The 20,261-nt window shown below is 71.6% G+C and carries 20 protein-coding genes; 12 read left to right on the forward strand and 8 right to left on the reverse strand.

Features of this window, described 5'->3' with window-relative positions:
* Positions 1–137: 137 nt before the first annotated feature.
* Positions 138–479, reverse strand: coding sequence for a DUF3099 domain-containing protein (locus ABZX75_RS14940; RefSeq protein ID WP_355410566.1), 342 nt, complete (start codon positions 477–479; stop codon positions 138–140).
* A gap of 174 nt (positions 480–653) precedes the next feature.
* Between ABZX75_RS14940 and ABZX75_RS14945 the strand changes: the two genes are divergently transcribed.
* On the forward strand, positions 654–929 hold the full coding sequence (locus ABZX75_RS14945; RefSeq protein WP_355410567.1) for a GlsB/YeaQ/YmgE family stress response membrane protein: 276 nt from the start codon (positions 654–656) through the stop codon (positions 927–929).
* An 87-nt stretch (positions 930–1,016) separates the two neighbouring features.
* Here the strand turns inward: ABZX75_RS14945 and tyrS are convergent, their stop codons facing one another.
* From tyrS to ABZX75_RS14960, 3 genes are read right to left on the reverse strand one after another with little or no spacing between them, the layout of a single operon-like run.
* Positions 1,017–2,282: a tyrosine--tRNA ligase gene (gene tyrS, locus ABZX75_RS14950; protein WP_355410568.1), complete on the reverse strand. Its 1,266-nt coding sequence runs from the start codon at positions 2,280–2,282 to the stop codon at positions 1,017–1,019.
* 51 nt (positions 2,283–2,333) lie between these two features.
* A complete protein-coding gene (locus tag ABZX75_RS14955) occupies positions 2,334–3,734 on the reverse strand; it encodes a metallopeptidase TldD-related protein (protein ID WP_355410569.1) in 1,401 nt (466 codons plus the stop codon).
* The gene (locus ABZX75_RS14960) at positions 3,731–5,254 is read right to left on the reverse strand and encodes a TldD/PmbA family protein (RefSeq protein WP_355410570.1); all 1,524 of its coding nucleotides are present in this window, start codon (positions 5,252–5,254) and stop codon (positions 3,731–3,733) included. Before ABZX75_RS14960 ends, ABZX75_RS14955 begins: the two co-directional genes overlap by 4 nt.
* Before the next feature lie 184 nt (positions 5,255–5,438).
* On the opposite strand from ABZX75_RS14960, the gene fabG reads away from it, so the two are divergent.
* The 3 genes from fabG (at position 5,439) to ABZX75_RS14975 (ending at position 7,595) form a co-directional block, all read left to right on the forward strand.
* Positions 5,439–6,158 carry a 3-oxoacyl-[acyl-carrier-protein] reductase gene (gene fabG, locus ABZX75_RS14965; protein ID WP_355410571.1) on the forward strand — a complete coding sequence of 240 codons (720 nt, stop codon included), beginning with the start codon at positions 5,439–5,441 and terminating at the stop codon, positions 6,156–6,158.
* Positions 6,159–6,163: 5 nt separating this feature from the next.
* Positions 6,164–6,937 carry an enoyl-ACP reductase FabI gene (fabI, locus tag ABZX75_RS14970; protein ID WP_355410572.1) on the forward strand — a complete coding sequence of 258 codons (774 nt, stop codon included), beginning with the start codon at positions 6,164–6,166 and terminating at the stop codon, positions 6,935–6,937.
* Positions 6,938–7,301: 364 nt separating this feature from the next.
* Entirely contained in the window at positions 7,302–7,595 is a 294-nt protein-coding gene (locus ABZX75_RS14975) for a hypothetical protein (protein WP_355410607.1), read from the forward strand.
* 3 nt (positions 7,596–7,598) lie between these two features.
* Here ABZX75_RS14975 and ABZX75_RS14980 read toward each other — a convergent pair whose 3' ends face one another.
* The gene (locus ABZX75_RS14980) at positions 7,599–8,378 is read right to left on the reverse strand and encodes a FadR/GntR family transcriptional regulator (protein ID WP_355410573.1); all 780 of its coding nucleotides are present in this window, start codon (positions 8,376–8,378) and stop codon (positions 7,599–7,601) included.
* Between the two features lie 123 nt (positions 8,379–8,501).
* Between ABZX75_RS14980 and ABZX75_RS14985 the strand changes: the two genes are divergently transcribed.
* The 4 genes from ABZX75_RS14985 to ABZX75_RS15000 all read left to right on the forward strand — a co-directional run bounded on the left by ABZX75_RS14985 (position 8,502) and on the right by ABZX75_RS15000 (position 11,023).
* On the forward strand, positions 8,502–9,842 hold the full coding sequence (locus ABZX75_RS14985) for an MFS transporter (protein WP_355410574.1): 1,341 nt from the start codon (positions 8,502–8,504) through the stop codon (positions 9,840–9,842).
* Positions 9,842–9,967: an SGM_5486 family transporter-associated protein gene (locus tag ABZX75_RS14990; protein WP_355410608.1), complete on the forward strand. Its 126-nt coding sequence runs from the start codon at positions 9,842–9,844 to the stop codon at positions 9,965–9,967. Before ABZX75_RS14985 ends, ABZX75_RS14990 begins: the two co-directional genes overlap by 1 nt.
* Before the next feature lie 195 nt (positions 9,968–10,162).
* Positions 10,163–10,411 (forward strand): hypothetical protein, encoded by a 249-nt coding sequence (locus tag ABZX75_RS14995; RefSeq protein WP_355410575.1) that lies wholly within the window; start codon positions 10,163–10,165, stop codon positions 10,409–10,411.
* A gap of 90 nt (positions 10,412–10,501) precedes the next feature.
* Positions 10,502–11,023, forward strand: coding sequence for a histidine phosphatase family protein (locus tag ABZX75_RS15000; RefSeq protein WP_355410576.1), 522 nt, complete (start codon positions 10,502–10,504; stop codon positions 11,021–11,023).
* 63 nt (positions 11,024–11,086) lie between these two features.
* On the opposite strand, the gene serB is transcribed toward ABZX75_RS15000, so the two are convergent.
* The gene (serB, locus tag ABZX75_RS15005) at positions 11,087–12,286 is read right to left on the reverse strand and encodes a phosphoserine phosphatase SerB (protein WP_355410577.1); all 1,200 of its coding nucleotides are present in this window, start codon (positions 12,284–12,286) and stop codon (positions 11,087–11,089) included.
* 691 nt (positions 12,287–12,977) lie between these two features.
* On the opposite strand from serB, the gene ABZX75_RS15010 reads away from it, so the two are divergent.
* On the forward strand, positions 12,978–15,569 hold the full coding sequence (locus ABZX75_RS15010; protein WP_355410578.1) for an FHA domain-containing protein: 2,592 nt from the start codon (positions 12,978–12,980) through the stop codon (positions 15,567–15,569).
* 107 nt (positions 15,570–15,676) lie between these two features.
* Here ABZX75_RS15010 and ABZX75_RS15015 read toward each other — a convergent pair whose 3' ends face one another.
* Positions 15,677–16,375, reverse strand: coding sequence for a transglycosylase SLT domain-containing protein (locus ABZX75_RS15015; RefSeq protein ID WP_355410579.1), 699 nt, complete (start codon positions 16,373–16,375; stop codon positions 15,677–15,679).
* Between the two features lie 487 nt (positions 16,376–16,862).
* On the opposite strand from ABZX75_RS15015, the gene ABZX75_RS15020 reads away from it, so the two are divergent.
* From ABZX75_RS15020 to ABZX75_RS15030, 3 genes are all read left to right on the forward strand, one after another.
* Complete coding sequence (locus tag ABZX75_RS15020; RefSeq protein ID WP_355410580.1) at positions 16,863–18,011, forward strand: GAF domain-containing sensor histidine kinase; 1,149 nt, start codon at positions 16,863–16,865, stop codon at positions 18,009–18,011.
* Entirely contained in the window at positions 18,004–18,648 is a 645-nt protein-coding gene (locus tag ABZX75_RS15025; protein WP_355410581.1) for a response regulator transcription factor, read from the forward strand. Before ABZX75_RS15020 ends, ABZX75_RS15025 begins: the two co-directional genes overlap by 8 nt.
* Before the next feature lie 158 nt (positions 18,649–18,806).
* On the forward strand, positions 18,807–19,052 hold the full coding sequence (locus ABZX75_RS15030; RefSeq protein ID WP_355410609.1) for a chaplin: 246 nt from the start codon (positions 18,807–18,809) through the stop codon (positions 19,050–19,052).
* A gap of 364 nt (positions 19,053–19,416) precedes the next feature.
* On the opposite strand, the gene ABZX75_RS15035 is transcribed toward ABZX75_RS15030, so the two are convergent.
* The gene (locus tag ABZX75_RS15035) at positions 19,417–20,199 is read right to left on the reverse strand and encodes a hypothetical protein (RefSeq protein WP_355410582.1); all 783 of its coding nucleotides are present in this window, start codon (positions 20,197–20,199) and stop codon (positions 19,417–19,419) included.
* Positions 20,200–20,261 lie beyond the last annotated feature (62 nt).

Genomic DNA, 20,261 nt, shown 5'->3' on the forward strand with positions numbered 1-20,261 from the left:
CTACAAACCCCGCCAACGGAAAAACGACGCCGAGCAGCCACGGGGGGAGCTGCCCGGCGTCGGTCCGTCGCTCCGACGGGGGATGCGGAGCGCGTAGGCAGTATGTCACGCACGACCCGGTGCGGTGCACTGGAACGTCATGATTGATCTGAGCTTTTCTTGAGGTTTCCCGGACCCAGAGCGGGGTGTACGGGAGTCGGGATGTAGTGCGACGGCAGCGAGGGTGCCGACTCGCGCCCGGCGTTGGCGATGACCACGGCGATGTAGGGCAGCAGTGCCCCGGCGACCAGCGTCACGATCGCCACCGGGCGTTGCACGTTCCACAGGACCACGGTCGCGATGACCGACAGGGTCCTGATGACCATCGAGATGACATAGCGCCGCTGGCGGCCCCGCACGTCCTCGGCGAGCCCCATCCGTGCGCCGGTGATCCGGAAGACCTCGGCCCCGTTCCGCTTCTGCCGCTTCTTCCGTTCCATGCTCCACCACCCGATCAGCCGCCGGACGCACCCCGGCCCGGACCCTTCCACCGTACGCCGCCTCCCCGCCCGCTGGGAGGCGGGGTGTACCCAATGGCCCTGTCCGAAATGCGGCCCGTGTCGAGTGGGCCGAGACTGGCCGGACATGCGCACATCGCGCCTTGAGGAGGCGACATGCATTGGTTGTGGGCGATCATCGTCGGTTTGGTGCTGGGCCTGATTGCCCGGGCGATCCTGCCGGGCAGGCAGCACCAGCCCCTCTGGCTGACGGTGATCTTCGGAATCATCGGCGGTGTCCTCGGCAATGCCGTGGCGACCTGGATCGGGGTCGCCGACACCAAGGGCATCGACTGGATCCGGCACCTGCTGCAACTGGCCGGAGCCGTCCTGATCGTCGGAGTCGGCGACATGGTCTACATGGCGCTCAGAGGCAAGAGGCGGGCGGCCTGACAGGGCGCCGGCGCGACGGAGGGGCCGGTACGGACATGCGCGTCCGTGCCGGCCCCTCCGGCGCGCGCCCCTCGGGCCGCCGGGCCGTCAGCCCGTGACCTCCACCGCGGCCAGGTTCTTCTTGCCGCGGCGCAGCACCAGCCAGCGCCCGTGCAGCAGGTCCTCCTTGGCGGGGACCGCGTCCTCGGCGGTGACCTTCACGTTGTTCACGTAGGCCCCGCCCTCCTTCACGGTCCGGCGCCCGGCCGACTTGCTCGCGACCAGACCGACCTCGACGAAGAGGTCGACCACCAAGGTGAGCTCCGTGACCTTGGCGTGCGGCAGCTCGGACAGGGCCGCGGCCAGCGTGGCCTCGTCCAGCTCCGCCAGCTCGCCCTGGCCGAACAGCGCCTTCGACGCGGCGATCACGGCGGCGCACTGGTCGGCGCCGTGCACCAGCGTCGTCAGCTCCTCCGCGAGCGCCCGCTGGGCGGCGCGTGCCTGCGGCCGCTCGGCGGTCTGCGCCTCCAGGGCCTCCAGCTCCTCGCGGCTCCGGAAGGACAGGATCCGCATGTACGTGGAGATGTCCCGGTCGTCCACGTTCAGCCAGAACTGGTAGAACGCGTACGGCGTGGTCATCTCCGGGTCGAGCCAGACGGCCCCGCCCTCGGTCTTGCCGAACTTGGTGCCGTCCGCCTTGACCATCAGCGGGGTCGCCATCGCGTGCACGACGGCGCCCGGCTCGACCCGGTGGATCAGGTCGAGACCGGCGGTCAGGTTGCCCCACTGGTCGGAGCCGCCCTGCTGGAGCACGCAGCCGTGGCGCCGGTACAGCTCCAGGAAGTCCATGCCCTGGAGCAGCTGGTAGCTGAACTCCGTGTAGCTGATGCCCTGGTCGGACTCCAGCCGCTTGGCGACCGAGTCCTTCGTCAGCATCTTGTTGACGCGGAAGTGCTTGCCGATGTCCCGCAGGAACTCGATGGCGGACATGCCCGCCGTCCAGTCCAGGTTGTTCACCATGACCGCGGCGTTCTCGCCCCCGAAGGACAGGAACGGCTCGATCTGAGAACGCAGCCGGTTCACCCATTCCGCGATCGTCGCCGGATCGTTCAGGGTGCGCTCGGCGGTCGGCCGCGGGTCACCGATCTGGCCGGTGGCCCCGCCGACCAGCGCCAGTGGACGGTTTCCGGCCAGCTGCAGCCGGCGCATGGTGAGCACCTGCACCAGGTGCCCCACGTGCAGCGAGGCCGCGGTCGGGTCGAAGCCGCAATAGAACGTGACAGGACCGTCCGCGAACGCCTTGCGCAGCGCTTCTTCATCGGTGGACTGGGCGAAGAGCCCGCGCCACTTCAGTTCGTCGACGATGTCCGTCACGGTCTCTCGGCTCCTTCGAATGATGGAATTGCGTCCTTCAGTCTAGGTGGGTCAGACACCCTGGCTGACCGAGCTCATGTTGAAGTCCGGGATGCGCAGCGCGGGCATCGCGGCCCGGGTGAACCAGTCGCTCCACTCGCGCGGCAGGGTCTTCTCCGTCCGGCCGGCCTCCGAGGCCCGCGACAGCAGGTCCACCGGGGACTCGTTGAACCGGAAGTTGTTGACCTCGCCGACGACCTGTCCGTTCTCCACCAGGTAGACGCCGTCCCGGGTCAGCCCCGTGAGCAGCAGACTGGCCGGATCGACCTCGCGGATGTACCAGAGACAGGTCAGCAGCAGACCCCTCTCGGTGTCCGCGACCATCTCCTCCAGCGACTGGTCGCCGCCCGCGTCCAGGATGAGGTTCCCGAAGCCGGGGGAGACCGGCAGCCCGGTCAGGCCGGCGCTGTGCCGTGTGGTCAGCAGCCGGGCCAGCTCGCCGTCCCGGATCCACTCGGTCGCCGGGATCGGAAGCCCGTTGTCGAACACCGAGGCGTCGTCGCCGGAGCTGTGGGCGATCACGAACGGCGCGGACTCCAGGCCCGGCGCGTGCGGGTCGCTGCGCAGGGTCAGCGGGAGCCCGGACAGCTTCTCACCGATCCGGGTACCGCCGCCGGGCTTGGAGAAGACCGTCCGGCCCTCCACCGCGTCCCGGGCCACCGCCGACCACATCTGGTAGATCAGCAGGTCGGCCACGGCCGTCGGCGGCAGCAGGGTCTCGTACCGCCCGGCGGGCAGGTCGATCTTCCGCTCGGCCCAGCCCAGGCGGACGGCCAGCTCCGCGTCCAGCACGGTCGGGTCGACGTCCTTGAAGTCCCGGGTCGAGCGGCCGGCCCAGGCCGAGCGCCCCCGGTCCGGGGACTTGGCGTTGAGCTCCAGGGTGCCCTTGGGCTGGTCGTGGCGCAGCCGCAGGCCCGCCGAGGTGCCGACGTACGTGGAGACCAGCTCGTGATTGGCGAAGCCGTACAGCTCCCTGCCCCCCGCGCGGGCCCGGGCGAAGGCCTCGCCGAGGGCCGGGGCGAAGTCCGTGAACACCGCCGAGGAGGTCTCGGCCGGGGCGTCGCGGAAGTCGGGCGACGCGGGGGTCCCGGTCACCAGCGGCTGGGCGTCCTCGGCGGGCCCCGCTCCGCGGGCGGCCGCCTCGGCGGCCCGGACCAGCGGCTCCAGGTCCGCGGCGGTGACGGCGGAGCGCGAGACGACCCCCGAGGCCGTGCCCTCCTTGCCGTCGACCGTGGCGATGACCGTCAGGGTCCGGCCCCGGGTGACGCCGTTGGTGGTCAGCGCGTTGCCGGCCCAGCGCAGGTTGGCGGTGGACTCCTCGTCGGCGATGACGACGCAGCCGTCGGCGGTGGACAGTTCCAGGGCCCGCTCGACGATCTCGTGCGGCTTGTTGATGCGAATCGACGGGGTCATCGCCCGGCCTCCTGCGTGGTGTTCAGGATGTTCACGTCGCGGAACAGCGCGGACGGGCAGCCGTGCGAGACGGACGCGACCTGTCCCGGCTGGGCCTTGCCGCAGTTGAAGGCGCCGCCCAGCACGTAAGTCTGCGGGCCGCCGACCTTCTCCATCGAGCCCCAGAAGTCGGTGGTCGTGGCCTGGTACGCGACATCGCGCAGCTGCCCGGCCAGCCGGCCGTTCTCGATGCGGAAGAACCGCTGCCCGGTGAACTGGAAGTTGTAGCGCTGCATGTCGATCGACCAGGAACGGTCGCCGACCACGTAGATCCCGCGCTCGACGCCCCCGATCAGGTCCTCGGTGGACAGGCCGCCCGGATCCGGCTGGAGCGAGACGTTCGCCATGCGCTGTACGGGCACATGGGCGGGCGAGTCGGCGTAGGCGCAGCCGTTGGAGCGCCCGAGGCCGGTCAGCTTCGCGATCCGCCGGTCCAGCTGGTAGCCGGTCAGCACACCGTCCTTGACCAGGTCCCAGCTCTGCGCCTCGACGCCCTCGTCGTCGAAGCCGACCGTCGCCAGACCGTGCTCGGCGGTGCGGTCACCCGTCACGTTCATGATCGGGGAGCCGTACTTCAGCTTGCCCAGCTGGTCGAAGGTGGCGAAGGAGGTCCCCGCGTACGCCGCCTCGTAGCCCAGTGCCCGGTCGAGCTCGGTGGCGTGGCCGATGGACTCGTGGATGGTGAGCCACAGGTTCGACGGGTCGACGACCAGGTCGTAGCGGCCCGCCTGGACGCTCGGCGCCCGCATCTTCTCGGCCAGCAGGCCGGGGATCTGCTCCAGCTCGGCGTCCCAGTCCCAGCCGGTGCCGGTCAGGTACTCCCAGCCGCGCCCGGCCGGCGGGGCGATCGTGCGCATCGAGTCGAACTCGCCGGTGGTGCCGTTCACGGCGACCGCGGTGAGCTGCGGGTGCACGCGGACCCGCTGCTGCGTGGTCGAGGTGCCCGCGGTGTCGGCGTAGAACTTGTTCTCGTGGACGGCGAGCAGCGAGGCGTCCACGTGCGCGACCCCGTCGGCCGCCAGCAGCCGCGCGCTCCAGTCGGCAAGCAGCGCCGCCTTCTGCGCGTCCGGCACCTCGAAGGGGTTCACGTCGTAGGCGGAGATCCAGGTCCGCTCGGAGTGCACCGGCTCGTCGGCGAGCTCCACCCTCTCGTCCGAGCCCGCGGCCTTGATCACCTGGGCCGACAGCTTCGCCATGGCCACGGCCTGCGAGGCCACCTTGGCGGCGCCGTCCATGGTCAGGTCCACACCGGAGGCGAACCCCCAACTGCCCCCGTGCACCACACGGACCGCGTACCCGAGGTCGGTGATGTCGGACGCGCCGGAGGGCTTGGCGTCCCGCAGCCGCCAAGAGGCGCTGCGAATCCGCTCCAGCCGGAAATCGGCGTGCTCGGAGCCCAGCGCACGCGCCCGGGCGAGCGCCGCGTCGGCGAGTGCCCGCAAGGGCAGTGCGGTGAAAGCCGCGTCGATGGAATGGGGCACGGAAGTCCTCCCGTGGTCGGGGCCGGTCGCCTCGATCATGTCGCGCCCGGCGCTCTCGTGCCTACCTCTTTCTGTAGGGATTCGACAGAGCCCGTCCCGAGGCGCTGTCGGAGCCCGATTCTCCGTCCGGGGGATACGACCTATAGGTTTTTGGTATTCAGACTGCTAGCGAAAGGGTGATCCGTTGAGCCGCTCGGTTCTCGTCACCGGAGGAAACCGGGGCATCGGCCTCGCCATCGCCCGTGCCTTCGTGGAAGCCGGAGACAAGGTCGCGATCACATACCGGTCGGGGGAGCCACCGGAGGCCCTCACCTCCCTCGGCGTGCTGGCGGTCCGCTGCGACATCACCGACTCCGAGCAGGTGGAGCAGGCCTACAAGCAGATCGAGGACGCGCACGGCGCGGTCGAGGTGCTCGTGGCGAACGCCGGCATCACCAAGGACACGCTGCTGATGCGGATGTCCGAGGAAGACTTCACGTCGGTCGTCGACACCAACCTCACCGGCACCTTCCGTGTCGTCAAGCGCGCGAACCGTGGCATGCTCCGTGCGAAGAAGGGCCGCGTCGTCCTGATCTCCTCGGTCGTCGGACTGCTGGGCTCGGCCGGGCAGGCCAACTACGCGGCCTCGAAGGCCGCGCTGGTCGGCTTCGCCCGGTCCCTCGCCCGGGAGCTCGGTTCCCGCAACATCACCTTCAACGTGGTGGCCCCCGGCTTCGTGGACACCGACATGACGAAGGTGCTCACCGACGAGCAGCGCGCGGGCATCGTGGGCCAGGTGCCGCTCGGCCGCTACGCGCGGCCCGAGGAGATCGCGGCGGCCGTCAGCTTCCTGGCGTCCGACGACGCCGCGTACATCACCGGAGCCGTCATTCCCGTTGACGGCGGATTGGGCATGGGTCACTGATCACCATGAGCGGAATTCTCGACGGCAAGCGCATCCTCATCACTGGGGTGCTGATGGAGTCGTCCATCGCCTTCCACACCGCCAAGCTGGCCCAGGAGCAGGGCGCCGAGATCATCCTCACGGCCTTCCCGCGGCCGACGCTGACGGAGCGCATCGCCCGCAAGCTGCCGAAGCCCGCCAAGGTCATCGAGCTCGACGTCACCAACGCCGAGCACCTGGCCCGCCTGGAGGACCTCGTCCGCGCCGAGCTCGGCGCCCTCGACGGCGTCGTCCACTCCATCGGCTTCGCACCGCAGGACGCCCTCGGCGGCAACTTCCTGAACACCCCGTTCGAGTCGGTCGCCACCGCGATGCACGTCTCGGCGTTCTCCCTGAAGTCGCTGACCATGGCCTGCCTGCCGCTGTTCCCGGAGGGCGAGGGCGGCGCGGTCGTCGGCCTCACCTTCGACGCGCAGTACGCGTGGCCGCAGTACGACTGGATGGGCCCGGCCAAGGCCGCGCTGGAGGCCACCAGCCGCTACATCGCCCGTGACCTGGGCAAGCAGAACATCCGCTGCAACCTGATCTCGGCGGGCCCGATCGGCTCCATGGCCGCGAAGTCCATCCCGGGCTTCTCCGAGCTGGCGGACGTCTGGAACCACCGCTCCCCGATGGAATGGGACATGAGCGACCCGGTCCCGGCGGGCAAGGGCGTCGTGGCCCTGCTGTCGGACTGGTTCCCGAAGACCACCGGTGAGATCGTCCACGTGGACGGCGGCCTGCACGCGATGGGTGCCTGACGGCTCCTGTGTCCTGACGGCCCCTGCGTCCGTACGGCGGCGGTCGCGCTCCCCTTCCGGGAGGCGCGGCCGCCGCCGTTTTCACGGGCCCTGGCGGGGGCGGCGGCCGAGTACTCGACCAGATGTTCGCCGTGCGACCGGAACTTCCCGAGTCGAAAACCGGGACAGATGCCTGCAAACTGGCCGAGCCGGGATCTTCTCGGCTCCTGCGGGGAGGAGGTACGGAGTGCACCCGAGGCCGAGCCGAGCGGTATCGCTCCTGGTCACCTCCGTGATCCTGACCGGACTACTGGTCCCGGGAGCGGTCGCCGAGCCCGCGGACAACGACGGAGTACCCGGCCCCGAGAGGGGCGCCCCGGCCGTCGTGGAGCTCGCCGAGATCCCCGCCGAGCCACCCGCACAGCCCGCGCCTTCCGCCTCCCGGGACCTTTTCGGTGCCGACTGCGACACCGAGATCGAGGGGTCGCAGGTGACGGCGTACTGCCACAACGGCTATCCGGAGACCGACCTGGTGCGGCTGCACGTGGAGTGCGACCGCTGGTGGGACGTGGACGGGGACAGCGCCGCCGTGGCCATCGGACCGGCCGGGCGGGTCGAGCTCGTCAGCCGCTGCTGGAAGGAAGTCCGCTCGGCGTGGGTCAGCCACCAGCGGCCGTGACCGCTACGCCTGCCCCTGGCCGCGCGGTCGGTTCTGATCCCGGCCCTCGCCCCGGCCCTCGTCCAGGCTCTCGTCCAGGCCCTCGCCCCGGCTCTCGCGCCGGCCCTCGTCCCCGCTCTTGCCGAGGCAGGCGAACGGATACCCCGCCGCCTCCGAGGCCGCCGCGTCCCCGTCGCCCCGCCGGATGGCCTCGATCAGCCGGGCGTGGTCCAGGTGGGAGGCGGGATCCAGCTCCGTGCCGACATCGGCCCGCAGCCAGTCGGCCACCAGTTCCCCGAGGTCCGCGTACAGCTCGATCAGCACGTCGTTGTGCGAGGCGGTCACCACCGCCATGTGCAGGCTCACGTCCGCCGCCACGAACCGCTCCGCGTCCCCGCTCGCCCAGGCCTCCTCGCGCCGGGTCAGCAGCGCGTCCAGCTGTACGAGGTCCCGCTCGCTGCGCCGCTCCGACGCCAGCCGGGCCGCCGAGGACTCCAGGGTCGAGCGCAGCTCCGCGATGTGCCGCGGGTCGGCCCCGGCGAAGCGGCGGTGCATCACGCCCGCCATCTCGCTGGTGGCGATGACGTACGTCCCCGAGCCCTGCCGGATGTCGAGGAGGCCGTTGTGCGCGAGGGCCCGTACGGCTTCGCGGACGGTGTTGCGGGCGACGCCGAGCAGCTCCACCAGCTCCGGCTCCGTGGGGATACGGGCACCGACGGGCCATTCGCCGGAGGTGATCTGATTGCGCAATTGCGTGATCACCTGGTCGACGAGCGCGGAGCGCCGTGGGGAGGTCAGCGGCATGGGTTCCTCTCTGCGGCGGTGGGCCCGGCGGTGGGCCCGGCGGTTCGCTCGGGGAGCGGCACCGGCGATCGGCGGCACCGGTCGATTGGACAGCCAATCATCCCATGATTCTATGATGGTCGTATGCCCGACGATGAAATCCAGACCATGAACCGGCCGTCGGCCGCGCGGCGTCCAGGAAACCACCCGGCCGCCGACCAACACCTCACCACCACCGCCGCAGCCCCCACGTGGCTCGGCCCGGTGCTCATCGTCGGGATCGTGCTGGCCGCCCTCAACCTGCGGCCCGCCATCACCAGCCTCGGCGCCCTCTTCGAGGAGACCCGCACCGGCCTCGGCATGAGCGGTACCGTCGCCGGACTGATCACCTCCGTTCCCGCCCTCTGCTTCGCCGTCTTCGGTGTCACCGCACCGCGGCTCTCCCGCCGGTTCGGCCCCGCGCCCGTCGTCTGCGCCGGCATGGCCGCCGTCGCCGCGGGCCTGCTGATCCGCTCCTTCGCGACCAACGCCGCCGGGTTCCTCGCCGCCAGCGCCCTGTCCCTGGCCGGCATAGCCCTGGCCAACGTCCTGCTCCCGGTGATCGTCAAGCGCTACTTCCCGGACCGGGTCGGCACGATGACCGGCCTGTACTCCATGGCGCTGGCCGCCGGCACCTCGCTGGCCGCGGCCGCGACCGTACCGATGACCGCCGCCCTCGGGGGCAGCTGGCGCACCGGCCTGGGGATCTGGGCCGTGCTCGCGCTGATCGCCGTAGTGCCCTGGCTGCCCATCGCCCGCGCCTCCCGCCGGGCGGAGCGCGCCGAGCGGGCCGGACGTGCCGAGCGCGCCGCCGTGGACGCGGGCTCCGGGACCGGCGTACGGACCGACGCGGGCCCGCGGGTCCTGCGCAGCCGCACCGCCTGGGCCCTCGGCGGCTACTTCGGCCTCCAGGCCACCGGCGCGTACATCACCATGGGCTGGCTCCCGCAGATCTTCCGCGACGCCGGGGTCTCGCCCTCCACCGCCGGAGTGCTGCTCGCCGTCACCATGGTCATGGGTGTCCCGCTCGCCTTCGTCATCCCCGGTCTGGCGGGCCGGATGAAGAACCAGGGCGCCATCGCCGCCGTCCTCGGCCTCTTCGGCTTCGCCGGCTACCTCGGGCTCTACCTCGCCCCCGCCGCCGGTGCCTGGGCCTGGGCGCTCCTGCTCGGCGTCTCCAACTGCGCCTTCCCGCTCGTCATCACCCTGATCGGGCTGCGCGCCAAGTCCCCGGCCGGCGTCGCCAAGCTCTCCGCCTTCGCCCAGAGCACCGGCTACCTCATCTCCATCCCCGGGCCGCTGCTCATCGGCACCCTCTACCAGCACAGCGGCGGCTGGGACCTGCCGCTCGCCCTGATGGCCGGACTGCTGGTCCCGCAGATCGCCCTGGGCATCCTGGCCGGCCGGGACCGCACCATCGAGGACGAATGCGGCATGCGAAACTGATGGGCATGTCGCCCGTACTCGAACCGAACCCCCAGAACAGCCACAAGAAGCTCGGCATCGTGCTCGGCGCGATGCTCGCCGTGACCGTGATCATCGCCGTCATCGCGACGATCGCCGCACCGTGAGACGGGCCGGAGGCACCGGCCCGGCCCGCCAGAGCTCGGCAGCGCTTGCCGGAGGTGGGGGGGGCTAACCCCACCCACCCCTAGGGGGCCAGGCTCAGGGTGAAGTGGGGTGCGCCCCGGATGGGAACAGCGTCTTCGGATCCATAGATTCGACGGCAGCGAGCCCGTCCCGTCCGCACACCCACGGAGGCGGCCATGTCGGCCCCCACGCACACCCGCTCCCTCCCGTCCGGCCCTCTCCGGTCCGGCCCTTTCCCGTCCGGCCACCGCGCCGGCGCGGTGGCCGGCGCCGGTACCCGGCTGCACTGGTGGGCCCTGGCCCTGCCCGCGCTCGCCTTCGGCCTCCTGCTGCTCCTCGCCGGATCCGGCGAGGCCCACCCAGCCACCGGTGAGACCTCCGCACTCGCCCAGGTCATCGAACGGCTGCTGCGCGCCGTCGGCTGAACCGCGGCGCGCCCGCGCGCCCCGCACACCCCCGGGTGGGGCGCCCAACACCTTGCGCCCCATGGCTCGTTTCATGCGAAGCTGGGAGTCATGAGCGCCGACACACCCCGCAGGATCACTCTCCTCCGGCACGCCAAGGCCGACTGGCCCCCGGTGTCCGACCACGACCGCCCGCTGGCGGAGCGAGGCCGCCACGACGCGCCGGCCGCCGGTCTGAAGCTCGCCGAAACCGGCATCTCCTTCGACCTGGCCCTGTGCTCCACCGCCGCCCGCACCCGTGAGACCTGGAAGCTCGCCGTCCAGAAGCTGCCGCACCGGCCCAAGACCGCGTACGAGGAGCGGCTCTACGACGCCTCGCTGGGCGAGCTCATCGCCCTGCTGAACGAGACCTCCGACGACGTCACCGACCTCCTCGTCATCGGCCACAACCCGGGCATGCACGCCCTCGCCGACGCCCTCTCCGGGCGCTCGGAGGGCGACACCCTGGCGCGGATGACCCGTACGGGATTCCCGACCGCCTCGCTCGCCATCGTCTCCTTCACCGGTTCGTGGAAGTCCCTGGAGCACGGAGTGGGCACACTGCTGGACTTCTGGACCCCCAAGGACCACTGACCGGGCGCGTGAGCGGGCCCCGGCAGCCGCACCGGCTGCCGGGGCCCGCTCACGTCGTACGGGTCAGCCGAGGTCGGCGGCCTCGACCTCTTCGCGGGTGATCCCGAGCAGGTACAGCACCGCGTCCAGGAACGGCACGTTCACCGCGGTGTGCGCGGCCTCGCGGACCACCGGCTTGGCATTGAAGGCCACGCCCAGCCCGGCCGCGTTCAGCATGTCCAGGTCGTTCGCGCCGTCGCCGATGGCCACCGTCTGGGCCAGCGGTACGCCGGCCTCCGCGGCGAAGCGACGCAGCAGCCGGGCCTTGCCCGCCCGGTCCACGATCTCGCCGGTGACCCGTCCGGTCAGCTTCCCGTCGACGATCTCCAGGGTGTTGGCAGAGGCGAAGTCCAGCCCCAGCCGCTCCCGCAGGTCGTCCGTCACCTGGGTGAACCCGCCGGAGACCACACCGACCTGGTAGCCGAGCCGCTTGAGCGTGCGGATCAGGGTCCGGGCCCCCGGCGTCAGCTGCACCTCGGAGCGGACCTTGTCCACCACCGAGGCGTCCAGGCCCGCCAGCAGCGCCACCCGGGCGTGCAGCGACTGCTCGAAGTCCAGCTCGCCGCGCATGGCCCGCTCGGTGACCTCGGCGACCTCGGCCTCGCAGCCGGCGTGCGCGGCGAAGAGCTCGATGACCTCGTCCTGGATCAGCGTCGAGTCCACGTCCATGACGACCAGGCGCTGCGCCCGGCGGTGCAGCCCGGCCGAGACCACGGCCACGTCCACGCCGATGTGCGCGGCGGCCGTGGCCAGCGCGGTGCGCAGCGGCTCGGTCTCGCAACCCGAGACGGCGAACTCGACGGCCGTCACCGGGTACTTGGCGAGGCGGAAGATGCGGTCGATGTTGCCGCCGGTCTCGGTGATCCTGGCCGCTATGGCTGCCGTGGACTCGGCGGTGAGCGGGTGCCCGAGCACGGTGACGTGGGAGCGGCCGCTGCCGCGCGGCCGGTTGTCACCGGTGCCGGAGAGGATCTCGGCCTGCATCTTGAGCGACTCGGCCCAGCTGTGGACGGTGGCCCGCAGCTCGCCCTCGGCGCCGCCTACGGGTGCGGTGACGAGGGCGCACAGGACGATGCGGCCGCGGGTGACGACCTGCTCGATGTCGACCACGTCGACGGAGTAGGCGGCGAGGGTGTCGAACAGCCCGGCGGTGATCCCGGGACGGTCCTTGCCGAAGATCTTGACGAGGAGGGTGGGGACCTCGGAGGTCTGCGAAGCGCTCATGGTCCTCTCACCGTATCTTCCCTTCCGCCGCAGGTGGACCCCCGTCCCACCCTGCGGGCGTCGCCGCTTCCCGAACGCGCCGCTCACACGGCTCCGCGCGGGGCGCCTCCCCGGCGCCGGCCGGTGGCAGACCGGCGGTCCCGGCGGTCACCCCGTGTATCCGGTGGCGGCCGCGGCAAGGGGGGAGGGGCAAAGACGGCGCCGCCCCCGGCACGCGCCGGGACGCGCGTCACCCAGCGCCGCCCACGACGTCGCGGCCAGCCCGGCTGCCACCACCGCCGATGCGGCCTGGGCCGAGCCGGGCCCGGGCCTCGATCAGGTCGCCGCTGCGATCCGGGAGCAGTACGCCGAGCCCCCCGGGGCCGGGTCCCCGTCGTCACCGGGGGCGCAGGCAGCCGCGGCGCCGAGCAGGGCCGCCACCGCGACCACCCGGGAGCGACGGGCTCGCCACGGGCGCGCCCGGTGCGCAGCGAGCGCGGGAAGACGCGGGGAGAACGGGACGGCCGGGTGAGAAGTCCCGTATCGCACTCTCCGGGTGGCTTTCGACCCCGTCAACGGGCAGGCGCAGGCACCGCGGCAAGGCCCGGATTCCACATGTGGCCCTGGGCCTGAAATAGTTCCCCCGGATGTTCGCCATCCCTAGACTCCCTGACGTCAGGGGGATTCTCGGGGGACCATAAGTGGGGCTGGAGTGCCGGAACTCGTACTGGAATTGAACGGAAGGACCTGGACGCTTGATCCGTCCAGGTCGTACTCGCTGGGGCGTGATCCCCAGGGAGATGTGGTGATCGATGACGCGAGGGTGTCGTGGCGCCATGCCACCATCACCTGGAACGGCCGGGGTTGGGGCATTGAAGACCACGGCAGCACCAACGGCACCTATGTGCACGGCGCTCGGGTCCAGCAGACCGAGCTCGTGCCCGGTACGCCGGTCTACCTGGGCAACGCCACCGACGGCCCGCGGCTGAATCCCGTCGCTGCCGCGGCGCCGCAGCAGGCCGTGGCCCAGCAGCCTCAGCAGGCTCCGGCGCAGGCCTACGCCGCGCCGCAGGCCCCGGCGTACCAGGCTCCGCAGCAGCAGCCCCAGCAGCAGGCCTGGGACCGGCAGCAGCACGCACAGCCGCAGCAGCACGCACAGCCGCAACAGCAGTACGTACAGCCGCAGCACGCACCACAACAGCAGCACGCGCAGCAGCCACAGGCGCACCTCCCGCACCAGCAGGGCGGCGGCCCCGCGCCGTCCCGCCCCGCGCAGGGCGCGACGCCCGGTTACAACGACCGCAGCCCGACGACGTTCCACCAGCTCTCGCTGGGCCACGTCATGCGGATCGGCCGTGCCCTGGAGAACGAGCTGGTCGTCTCCGACCTCCAGGTCTCCCGGCACCACGCCGAGTTCCGCTCGATGCCCGGCGGGCGCTTCGAGATCCACGACCTCGGCAGCCACAACGGCACCTACGTCAACGGTCAGCCGCTGGCCAAGTCCGGCACCGCGCTCCTCGGTCCGAACGACATCGTCGGCGTCGGCCACTCGACGTTCCGGCTCGTCGGCGACCGCCTCGAGGAGTTCGTCGACACCGGTGACGTCTCCTTCTCGGCCCGCCACCTCACGGTCACGGTCGACGGCGGCAAGCAGATCCTCAAGGACGTCACCTTCGGCGTCCCGGAGAAGTCGCTGATCGGCGTCATCGGACCCTCCGGCTCCGGCAAGTCGACCCTGCTCAAGGCGCTGACCGGCTACCGGCCGGCCAACCAGGGCGACGTCCTCTACGACAACCGCAACCTGTACAAGCAGTTCGCGGAGCTCCGCCAGCGCATCGGCCTGGTCCCGCAGGACGACATCCTGCACAAGGAGCTGACCGTCCGCACCGCCCTGAAGTACGCGGCCAAGCTCCGCTTCCCCGGCGACACCGCCGAGGCCGAGCGCGCCGCGCGCATCGACGAGGTGCTGCGCGAGCTCAAGCTCGACATCCACAAGGACAAGAAGATCACCTCGCTCTCGGGTGGTCAGCGCAAGCGCGTGTCCGTGGCCTTGGAGCTGCTCACCAAGCCGTCGCTGATCTTCCTGGACGAGCCGACCTCCGGTCTCGACCCGGGCATGGACCGCGATGTCATGCAGCTGCTGCGCGGCCTCGCCGACGACGGCCGTACGGTCCTCGTCGTCACCCACTCGGTCGCCGAGCTCGCCATCTGCGACAAGCTGCTGGTCATGGCCCCGGGCGGTTCGGTCGCGTACTTCGGTCCCCCGGACGAGGCGCTGAACTTCTTCGGCTACACCACCTGGGCCGACGTGTTCTCCGCCTTCGAGAACTACCGCGACTACGACTGGGCGGGCCGCTGGAAGGGCTCGCAGCACTACCAGCTGTACGCCGCCGACATCGACGCGGTCGCCCCGCAGTCGGTCCAGCCCAGCGTGCAGCAGATGCAGCCGCCCAAGCCGCAGGCCTGGGGCTCCCAGCTGATCACGCTGATCCGCCGCTACGTCTCGGTGATCGCCTCCGACCGGGGCTTCCTCGGCCTGATGCTGATCCTGCCGGCGGTCCTGGGCGTGGTCTCCACGGTCATCCCCGCGACCTTCGGCCTCGCGCCGCCGACGCCGCCGTCCCAGTTCAACGGCGACGCCGGCACGATCATGCTGATCCTCGCGGTCGGCATGTGCTTCTCCGGCGCCGCCAACTCGGTCCGTGAGCTGATCAAGGAACGCGTCATCTACGAGCGTGAGCGCGCGACGGGCCTGTCCCGGTCCGCGTACCTCATGTCGAAGGTGATCGTCCTCGGCATCATCACGGCCATCCAGGGTGTGATCATCTGCGGGATCGGTTTCTTCCCGCGCGACCTGCCCACCGAGGGCCTGCTGATGCCGCCGGCCGTCGAGCTCTGCCTCTCGGTCATCGCCCTCGGCTTCACCTCGATGATGTTCGGCCTGGTCATCTCCTCGCTGGTCAAGACGTCCGAGAAGACCATGCCGCTGCTGGTCATGTTCGCGATCGTCCAGGTCGTCTTCACCGGCATCCTCTTCCAGGTGTACGACTCGCCGGGCCTGGAGCAGTTCGCCTGGCTGATGCCGTCCCGCTGGGCCGTCGCCGCCGCGGGCACCACGCTGAACCTCGGCAAGCTCATGCCGCCGTGGGACCGCGAGAACCCGACCAACACCGACCCGCTCTGGGACGCCACGGTCGGCCAGTGGAGCCTGAACATCACCATCCTGCTGCTGCTCGGCATCGTCTGCGGCTTCGCCGTGGCCCGTCTGCTGCGCCGCCACGAGCCGGAGGTCATGCGCAAGTAAGACCCCCCCGCGGAAGCGCGGAGGGGTACGCAAGAACGCCTCAGGGCGGCCACCGGAACTCCGGGGGCCGCCCTGAGGCGCATGGGGGCTTGGGGTGCGTCAGAGGCCTAGTAGGCGCTGTTGACGTTGTCCATCGAGCCGTAGCGGTCGGCCGCGTAGTTGCAGGCGGCGACGATGTTCGCGACCGGGTCGTACTGGTCGAACTTGGTGCCCTTGACGTGGTACGTCTTGAAGGTCGGGTAGATGACCTGGAGCAGGCCCTTGCTCGGGACACCGTTCTTGGCGTTGATGTCCCAGTTGTTGATCGCGAGCGGGTTGCCGCTGGACTCACGGATGATGTTGCGGTGGATACCGGAGTAGCTGCCCGGTATGCCCTCCTTCTTCATGATGAAGAGGGCTTCCTTGATCCAGCCGTCCAGGTTGTTCGCGAAGACGGGGGTACGGGCGGCGGAGCGGCTCGCCGCCGCCTTCTGCTCGCGGGCCTTCTTCGCGGCGGCCTCGGCCTTGGCCTTGGCGGCGGCCTTCGCCGCGGCGTCGGCCTTGGCCTTCGCCGCGTCCTTCGCCTGCTTGTCCGCCACGACCTGCTGCACCGTGAGGTGCTGCTGCACGGCCTTCGTCTGAGCGCCGTCGACGACCCTCGTCCAGGCCACCGGGGCGGCGGCGATGGCGACGGTGTCGCCTTGCGCGGCACCGGCCGGGATCAGGGAGAAAGCGAGCGCGGTGGCGCCGAGGGTGGCGACACCGGCAATGGACAGCTTGTGTGCCTTCGTCAGACGACTGTGACCGGAAGTGCTGGAAGCAGACATGGCGGGGCAACCTCTTCGAATAGCGGGAGCCGCAGGAAAGCGCCGCGAGGATCCGGGATCCGCGGCGCTGTGCGACGTGAGCAATTCTTAGCGGCGCCCAAAAGGCCTGGCAAAGGTGTGACGTACGAAGGTGCTTAGTGGATCACGGGGGCCCGCCGCATCGTCCTTTCGGCCGTCGCCGCTAGGCGCAGCAGCCCTCACAGGGCCTTTACGCGTCAACTAGGGAACTTCGTAAGTGATGTGCGTCCTATGTGCGGGCTCACATCCGCCGGGTAACAGTCTCACCAAGAGGCGCCGCGGCAATGCGGTCCGTGACGACTCTCCGCCCGCAGGACCAGCCGGCCGCCCCGGCCCTCCTCCTCAAGGCAGAGAAGACCCCCGTCGGCCCCTTCCTCCGCAGTAGTCCCTATGACCCACAGCCCTATGACCCACAGCCCTAGGGCCGCAGCCCGATCCCGCAGGTCAGGGCCGCGAGTACGGTGAGGCCATGCACAACGGACCCCGCAGCGGCCTGGCCGCCGTGAGCACCGCGCTGCTCGCCATGAGCCGCCGGCTGGAGGTACGCGACGTCCTGCGCACGATCGTCGCCTCGGCCCGGGAACTGCTGGACGCCGAGTACGCGGCCCTGGGTGTCCCGGACGACCACGGCGGCTTCGCCCAGTTCGTCGTGGACGGCATCAGCGAGGAGCAGTGGCGCCGCATCGGCCCCCTGCCCCGCCAGCACGGCATCCTCGCCGCGATGCTCCACCAGGACGGACCCGAGCGACTGGCCGACGTACGCGAGGATCCGCGCTTCGAGGGCTGGCCCGCCGCCCACCCGGAGATGTCCGACTTCCTCGGCCTGCCGATCCGGGACGGCGAGGAGACCCTCGGCGCCCTCTTCCTCGCCAACAAACGCTGCCCGCGCCCCGGAGCCGGCTGCGGGTTCACCGAGGAGGACGAGGAGCTCCTCGGCCTCCTCGCCCAGCACGCGGCGATCGCCCTCACCAACGCCCGGCTCTACGAGCGCAGCCGCGAGCTCACCATCGCCGAGGAGCGATCCCGGCTCGCCCACGAGCTCCACGACGCCGTCAGCCAGAAGCTCTTCTCGCTGCGCCTCACCGCCCAGGCCGCGGCCGCCCTCGTGGACCGCGACCCGGCCCGGGCCAAGGAGGAGCTCCAGCAGGTCGCCGCCCTGGCGGCCGAGGCCGCCGACGAGCTGCGCGCCGCCGTGACCGAGCTGCGGCCCGCGGCCCTGGACGAGGACGGCCTGATCGCCACCCTGCGCACCCACGTCCAGGTACTGGACCGCGCCCACACCGCGCACGTCACCTTCACCTGTGACGGCGTACGGGCCCTCCCCGCGACCCAGGAGGACGCGCTGCTCCGCGTCGCCCAGGAGGCCCTCCACAACGCCCTGCGCCACTCGGGCGGCGACCGCGTCGAGGTCACCCTCGCCCGGACGGCCGGCGGAGGAGCCGTACTCAAGGTCATCGACTCGGGCCGCGGCTTCGACCCGGCTACGGTCCGCCGCGCGGGCCGCCACCTCGGACTGGTCTCCATGCGGGACCGCGCGGGCGGCGTCGGCGGCCGGCTCACCGTGCACTCGGAGCCCGGTAGGGGCACCACGATCGAGATGGAGGTACCCGGTGGCTGACACCCCCATCCGCGTCCTGCTGGTCGACGACCACCAGGTGGTCCGGCGGGGACTGCGGACCTTCCTGGAGGTCCAGGAGGACATCGAGGTGGTCGGCGAGGCCTCCGACGGCGAGGAGGGCGTCGCCCGCGCCGAGGAGCTGCGGCCCGACGTGATCCTCATGGACATCAAGATGCCGGGCACCGACGGCATCGAGGCGCTGCGCAGGCTGCGCGAGCTGGTGAACCCGGCGCGGGTGCTGATCGTCACCAGTTTCACGGAACAGCGGACCGTGGTCCCGGCCCTGCGGGCCGGCGCCGCGGGATACGTCTACAAGGACATCGACCCCGACGCCCTGGCCGGAGCCATCCGCTCCGTCCACGCCGGCCACGTCCTCCTCCAGCCGGAGGTGGCGGTGGCCCTCCTCACCCAGGACGACCAGAACCCGTCGCCCGGCCGCAGCGGGTCACTGACCGACCGCGAGCGAGAAGTCCTCTCCCTCATCGCGGACGGCCGCTCGAACCGCGAGATCGCCCGCCTTCTCGTCCTGTCCGAGAAGACCGTCAAGACGCACGTCTCGAACATCCTGATGAAGCTGGACCTCGCGGACCGGACGCAGGCGGCGCTGTGGGCGGTCAGGCACGGAATCGCGGACTGACCGGGCCGGGCCGTGCCGGGCGCGCCGTTATTCCTTCAATCCGAGGTTCATACGGTCGGGTGTATGTAGCCCACATGGCGTAACCGGATCGCGGAGGGAGCGTTCTCCATGGCGTGCAGCGACGGCTGGTCGCGGCCGACGTACTGGAGGACGAGAACGTGAAGAACATCAAGAAGGCCGCCACCGTCACCATGATCGCGGGCGGGCTCCTCGCCGCCGGCGCCGGTGTCTCCGCGGCGCACGGCGGTGCGTCGGCGGAGGGCAAGGCCCTGAAGTCGCCCGGCGTGGCCTCCGGGAACCTGCTCCAGGCCCCCGTGCAGGTCCCGGTGAACGTGGTGGGCAACACGGTCAACGTGATCGGCCTGCTGAACGGCGCCTTCGGCAACACGGGCGTCAATTCCTGACGAGGCCCCCGCCCCGGCCCCGCTTCCCCCCTCTCCCCGGGAAGCGGGGCCGGTGGCGTGTTCAGCCCCGCCGGGCTCCCAGCGGTAGCCGCGGGAGTCTGAGGCTCGGGGTCCGGGGCCGGACCCCCACGAGGCCGAGGCGCGGCCGGCCCCTACCGCTCGGCGCTGCCGCCGAGCCCCATGAGGCCGAGCCGCAGCGGGCCCGTACCGCCCGGCCCCCCCCGCCGACGCGCGGCTCAGGGCCGGAGCGGGGGAGGGTGGCCGGGGGAGCCGAGGTGCCGGCCGCGGGGGCCGGACCCCCACGAGGCCGAGGCGCGGCCGGCCCCGCCGACGCGCAGACCGGGGCCGGAGGCCGGCCGGCGGGTCACCCCCGTTCGCGCTCCTCGACGGCCGAGTTGTACGCCGCGACCAGCGCCCGCCGCGCCACCCGCTCCACCGGTCGCAGCGCCTCCGCCCGCGCCGCCATCTCCGAGGCGGCCACCGCGCCCCCGTGCCCGTTCTCGTACGCCAGCGACACCATCAGATCCACCCGCTGCGCCAGCGCCAGCACGCGCACCGCCCGCGGCGGGTACCCCGGAGCCAGCGCCTCCCGCCCCGCCTCCGCCCGCGCCCGGTACGCCGACAGCGCCGCCTCCGCCACCGGCCCCGACGCCGCCACATCCAGCCGGGTCAGCACCCCGGTCGCCTCGCGCAGGGCCTCCGCCAGCTCCCGCTCCGCCTCGCCCAGCGACGGCACGTCCGCCGGCGGAGCCTCCCGTACCGGCAGACAGTGCCAGGTCACCGACACGTGCACGTCCCCCGCCGGCCCGGCCTCGGCCACCTCCGGCACCAGCCCCACCGCCGCCCCCACCGCGACGACGGCCTCCTGCGCGTCCAGCGCCCGCGCGTTGAACTCGGGCGGCCCGCTCAGCCCCAGCGGATGCCCCGGCGCGGGCAGGGCCAGCCGCAGTCCGCTCACGCCCAGCGCCCGCAACCGCCCGAGCGCGAGCGTGAGCCCCACCGGGCCCGATTCCCCCGGCAGGCCCTCCACCCGGTGCACGGCGTCCTCGCCCACGATCGACGACACGGCCTCGTCGGGCGAGACCAGACCGGCCAGCAGCGCGTTCCCCCAGGCGGCCAACCGCCCTGAACGTGGTTCGAAAAGCATCCCCCAACTCTACGGACCCCTCCGCGGACCCGGCCCCGGCCCCGGACTCCTCCGCGAGTGGC

The sequence above is a fragment of the Streptomyces sp. NPDC003038 genome, from assembly GCF_040611115.1.
In the GTDB taxonomy this organism is placed as follows: Bacteria; Actinomycetota; Actinomycetes; order Streptomycetales; family Streptomycetaceae; genus Streptomyces.

Bases quoted from the DNA above. Each gene is read 5' to 3' on its own strand.
- ABZX75_RS14945 (WP_355410567.1), top strand. From the start codon at position 654: ATGCATTGGTTGTGGGCGATCATCGTCGGTTTGGTGCTGGGCCTGATT.
- ABZX75_RS15035 (WP_355410582.1), bottom strand. From the start codon at position 20,199: ATGCTTTTCGAACCACGTTCAGGGCGGTTGGCCGCCTGGGGGAACGCG.
- ABZX75_RS14985 (WP_355410574.1), top strand. From the start codon at position 8,502: ATGCCCGACGATGAAATCCAGACCATGAACCGGCCGTCGGCCGCGCGG.
- serB (WP_355410577.1), bottom strand. From the start codon at position 12,286: ATGAGCGCTTCGCAGACCTCCGAGGTCCCCACCCTCCTCGTCAAGATC.
- ABZX75_RS15015 (WP_355410579.1), bottom strand. From the start codon at position 16,375: ATGTCTGCTTCCAGCACTTCCGGTCACAGTCGTCTGACGAAGGCACAC.
- ABZX75_RS14995 (WP_355410575.1), top strand. From the start codon at position 10,163: ATGTCGGCCCCCACGCACACCCGCTCCCTCCCGTCCGGCCCTCTCCGG.
- ABZX75_RS14955 (WP_355410569.1), bottom strand. From the start codon at position 3,734: ATGACCCCGTCGATTCGCATCAACAAGCCGCACGAGATCGTCGAGCGG.
- ABZX75_RS14940 (WP_355410566.1), bottom strand. From the start codon at position 479: ATGGAACGGAAGAAGCGGCAGAAGCGGAACGGGGCCGAGGTCTTCCGG.
- fabI (WP_355410572.1), top strand. From the start codon at position 6,164: ATGAGCGGAATTCTCGACGGCAAGCGCATCCTCATCACTGGGGTGCTG.
- ABZX75_RS15000 (WP_355410576.1), top strand. From the start codon at position 10,502: ATGAGCGCCGACACACCCCGCAGGATCACTCTCCTCCGGCACGCCAAG.
- ABZX75_RS14980 (WP_355410573.1), bottom strand. From the start codon at position 8,378: ATGCCGCTGACCTCCCCACGGCGCTCCGCGCTCGTCGACCAGGTGATC.
- ABZX75_RS15020 (WP_355410580.1), top strand. From the start codon at position 16,863: ATGCACAACGGACCCCGCAGCGGCCTGGCCGCCGTGAGCACCGCGCTG.
- ABZX75_RS14990 (WP_355410608.1), top strand. From the start codon at position 9,842: ATGGGCATGTCGCCCGTACTCGAACCGAACCCCCAGAACAGCCACAAG.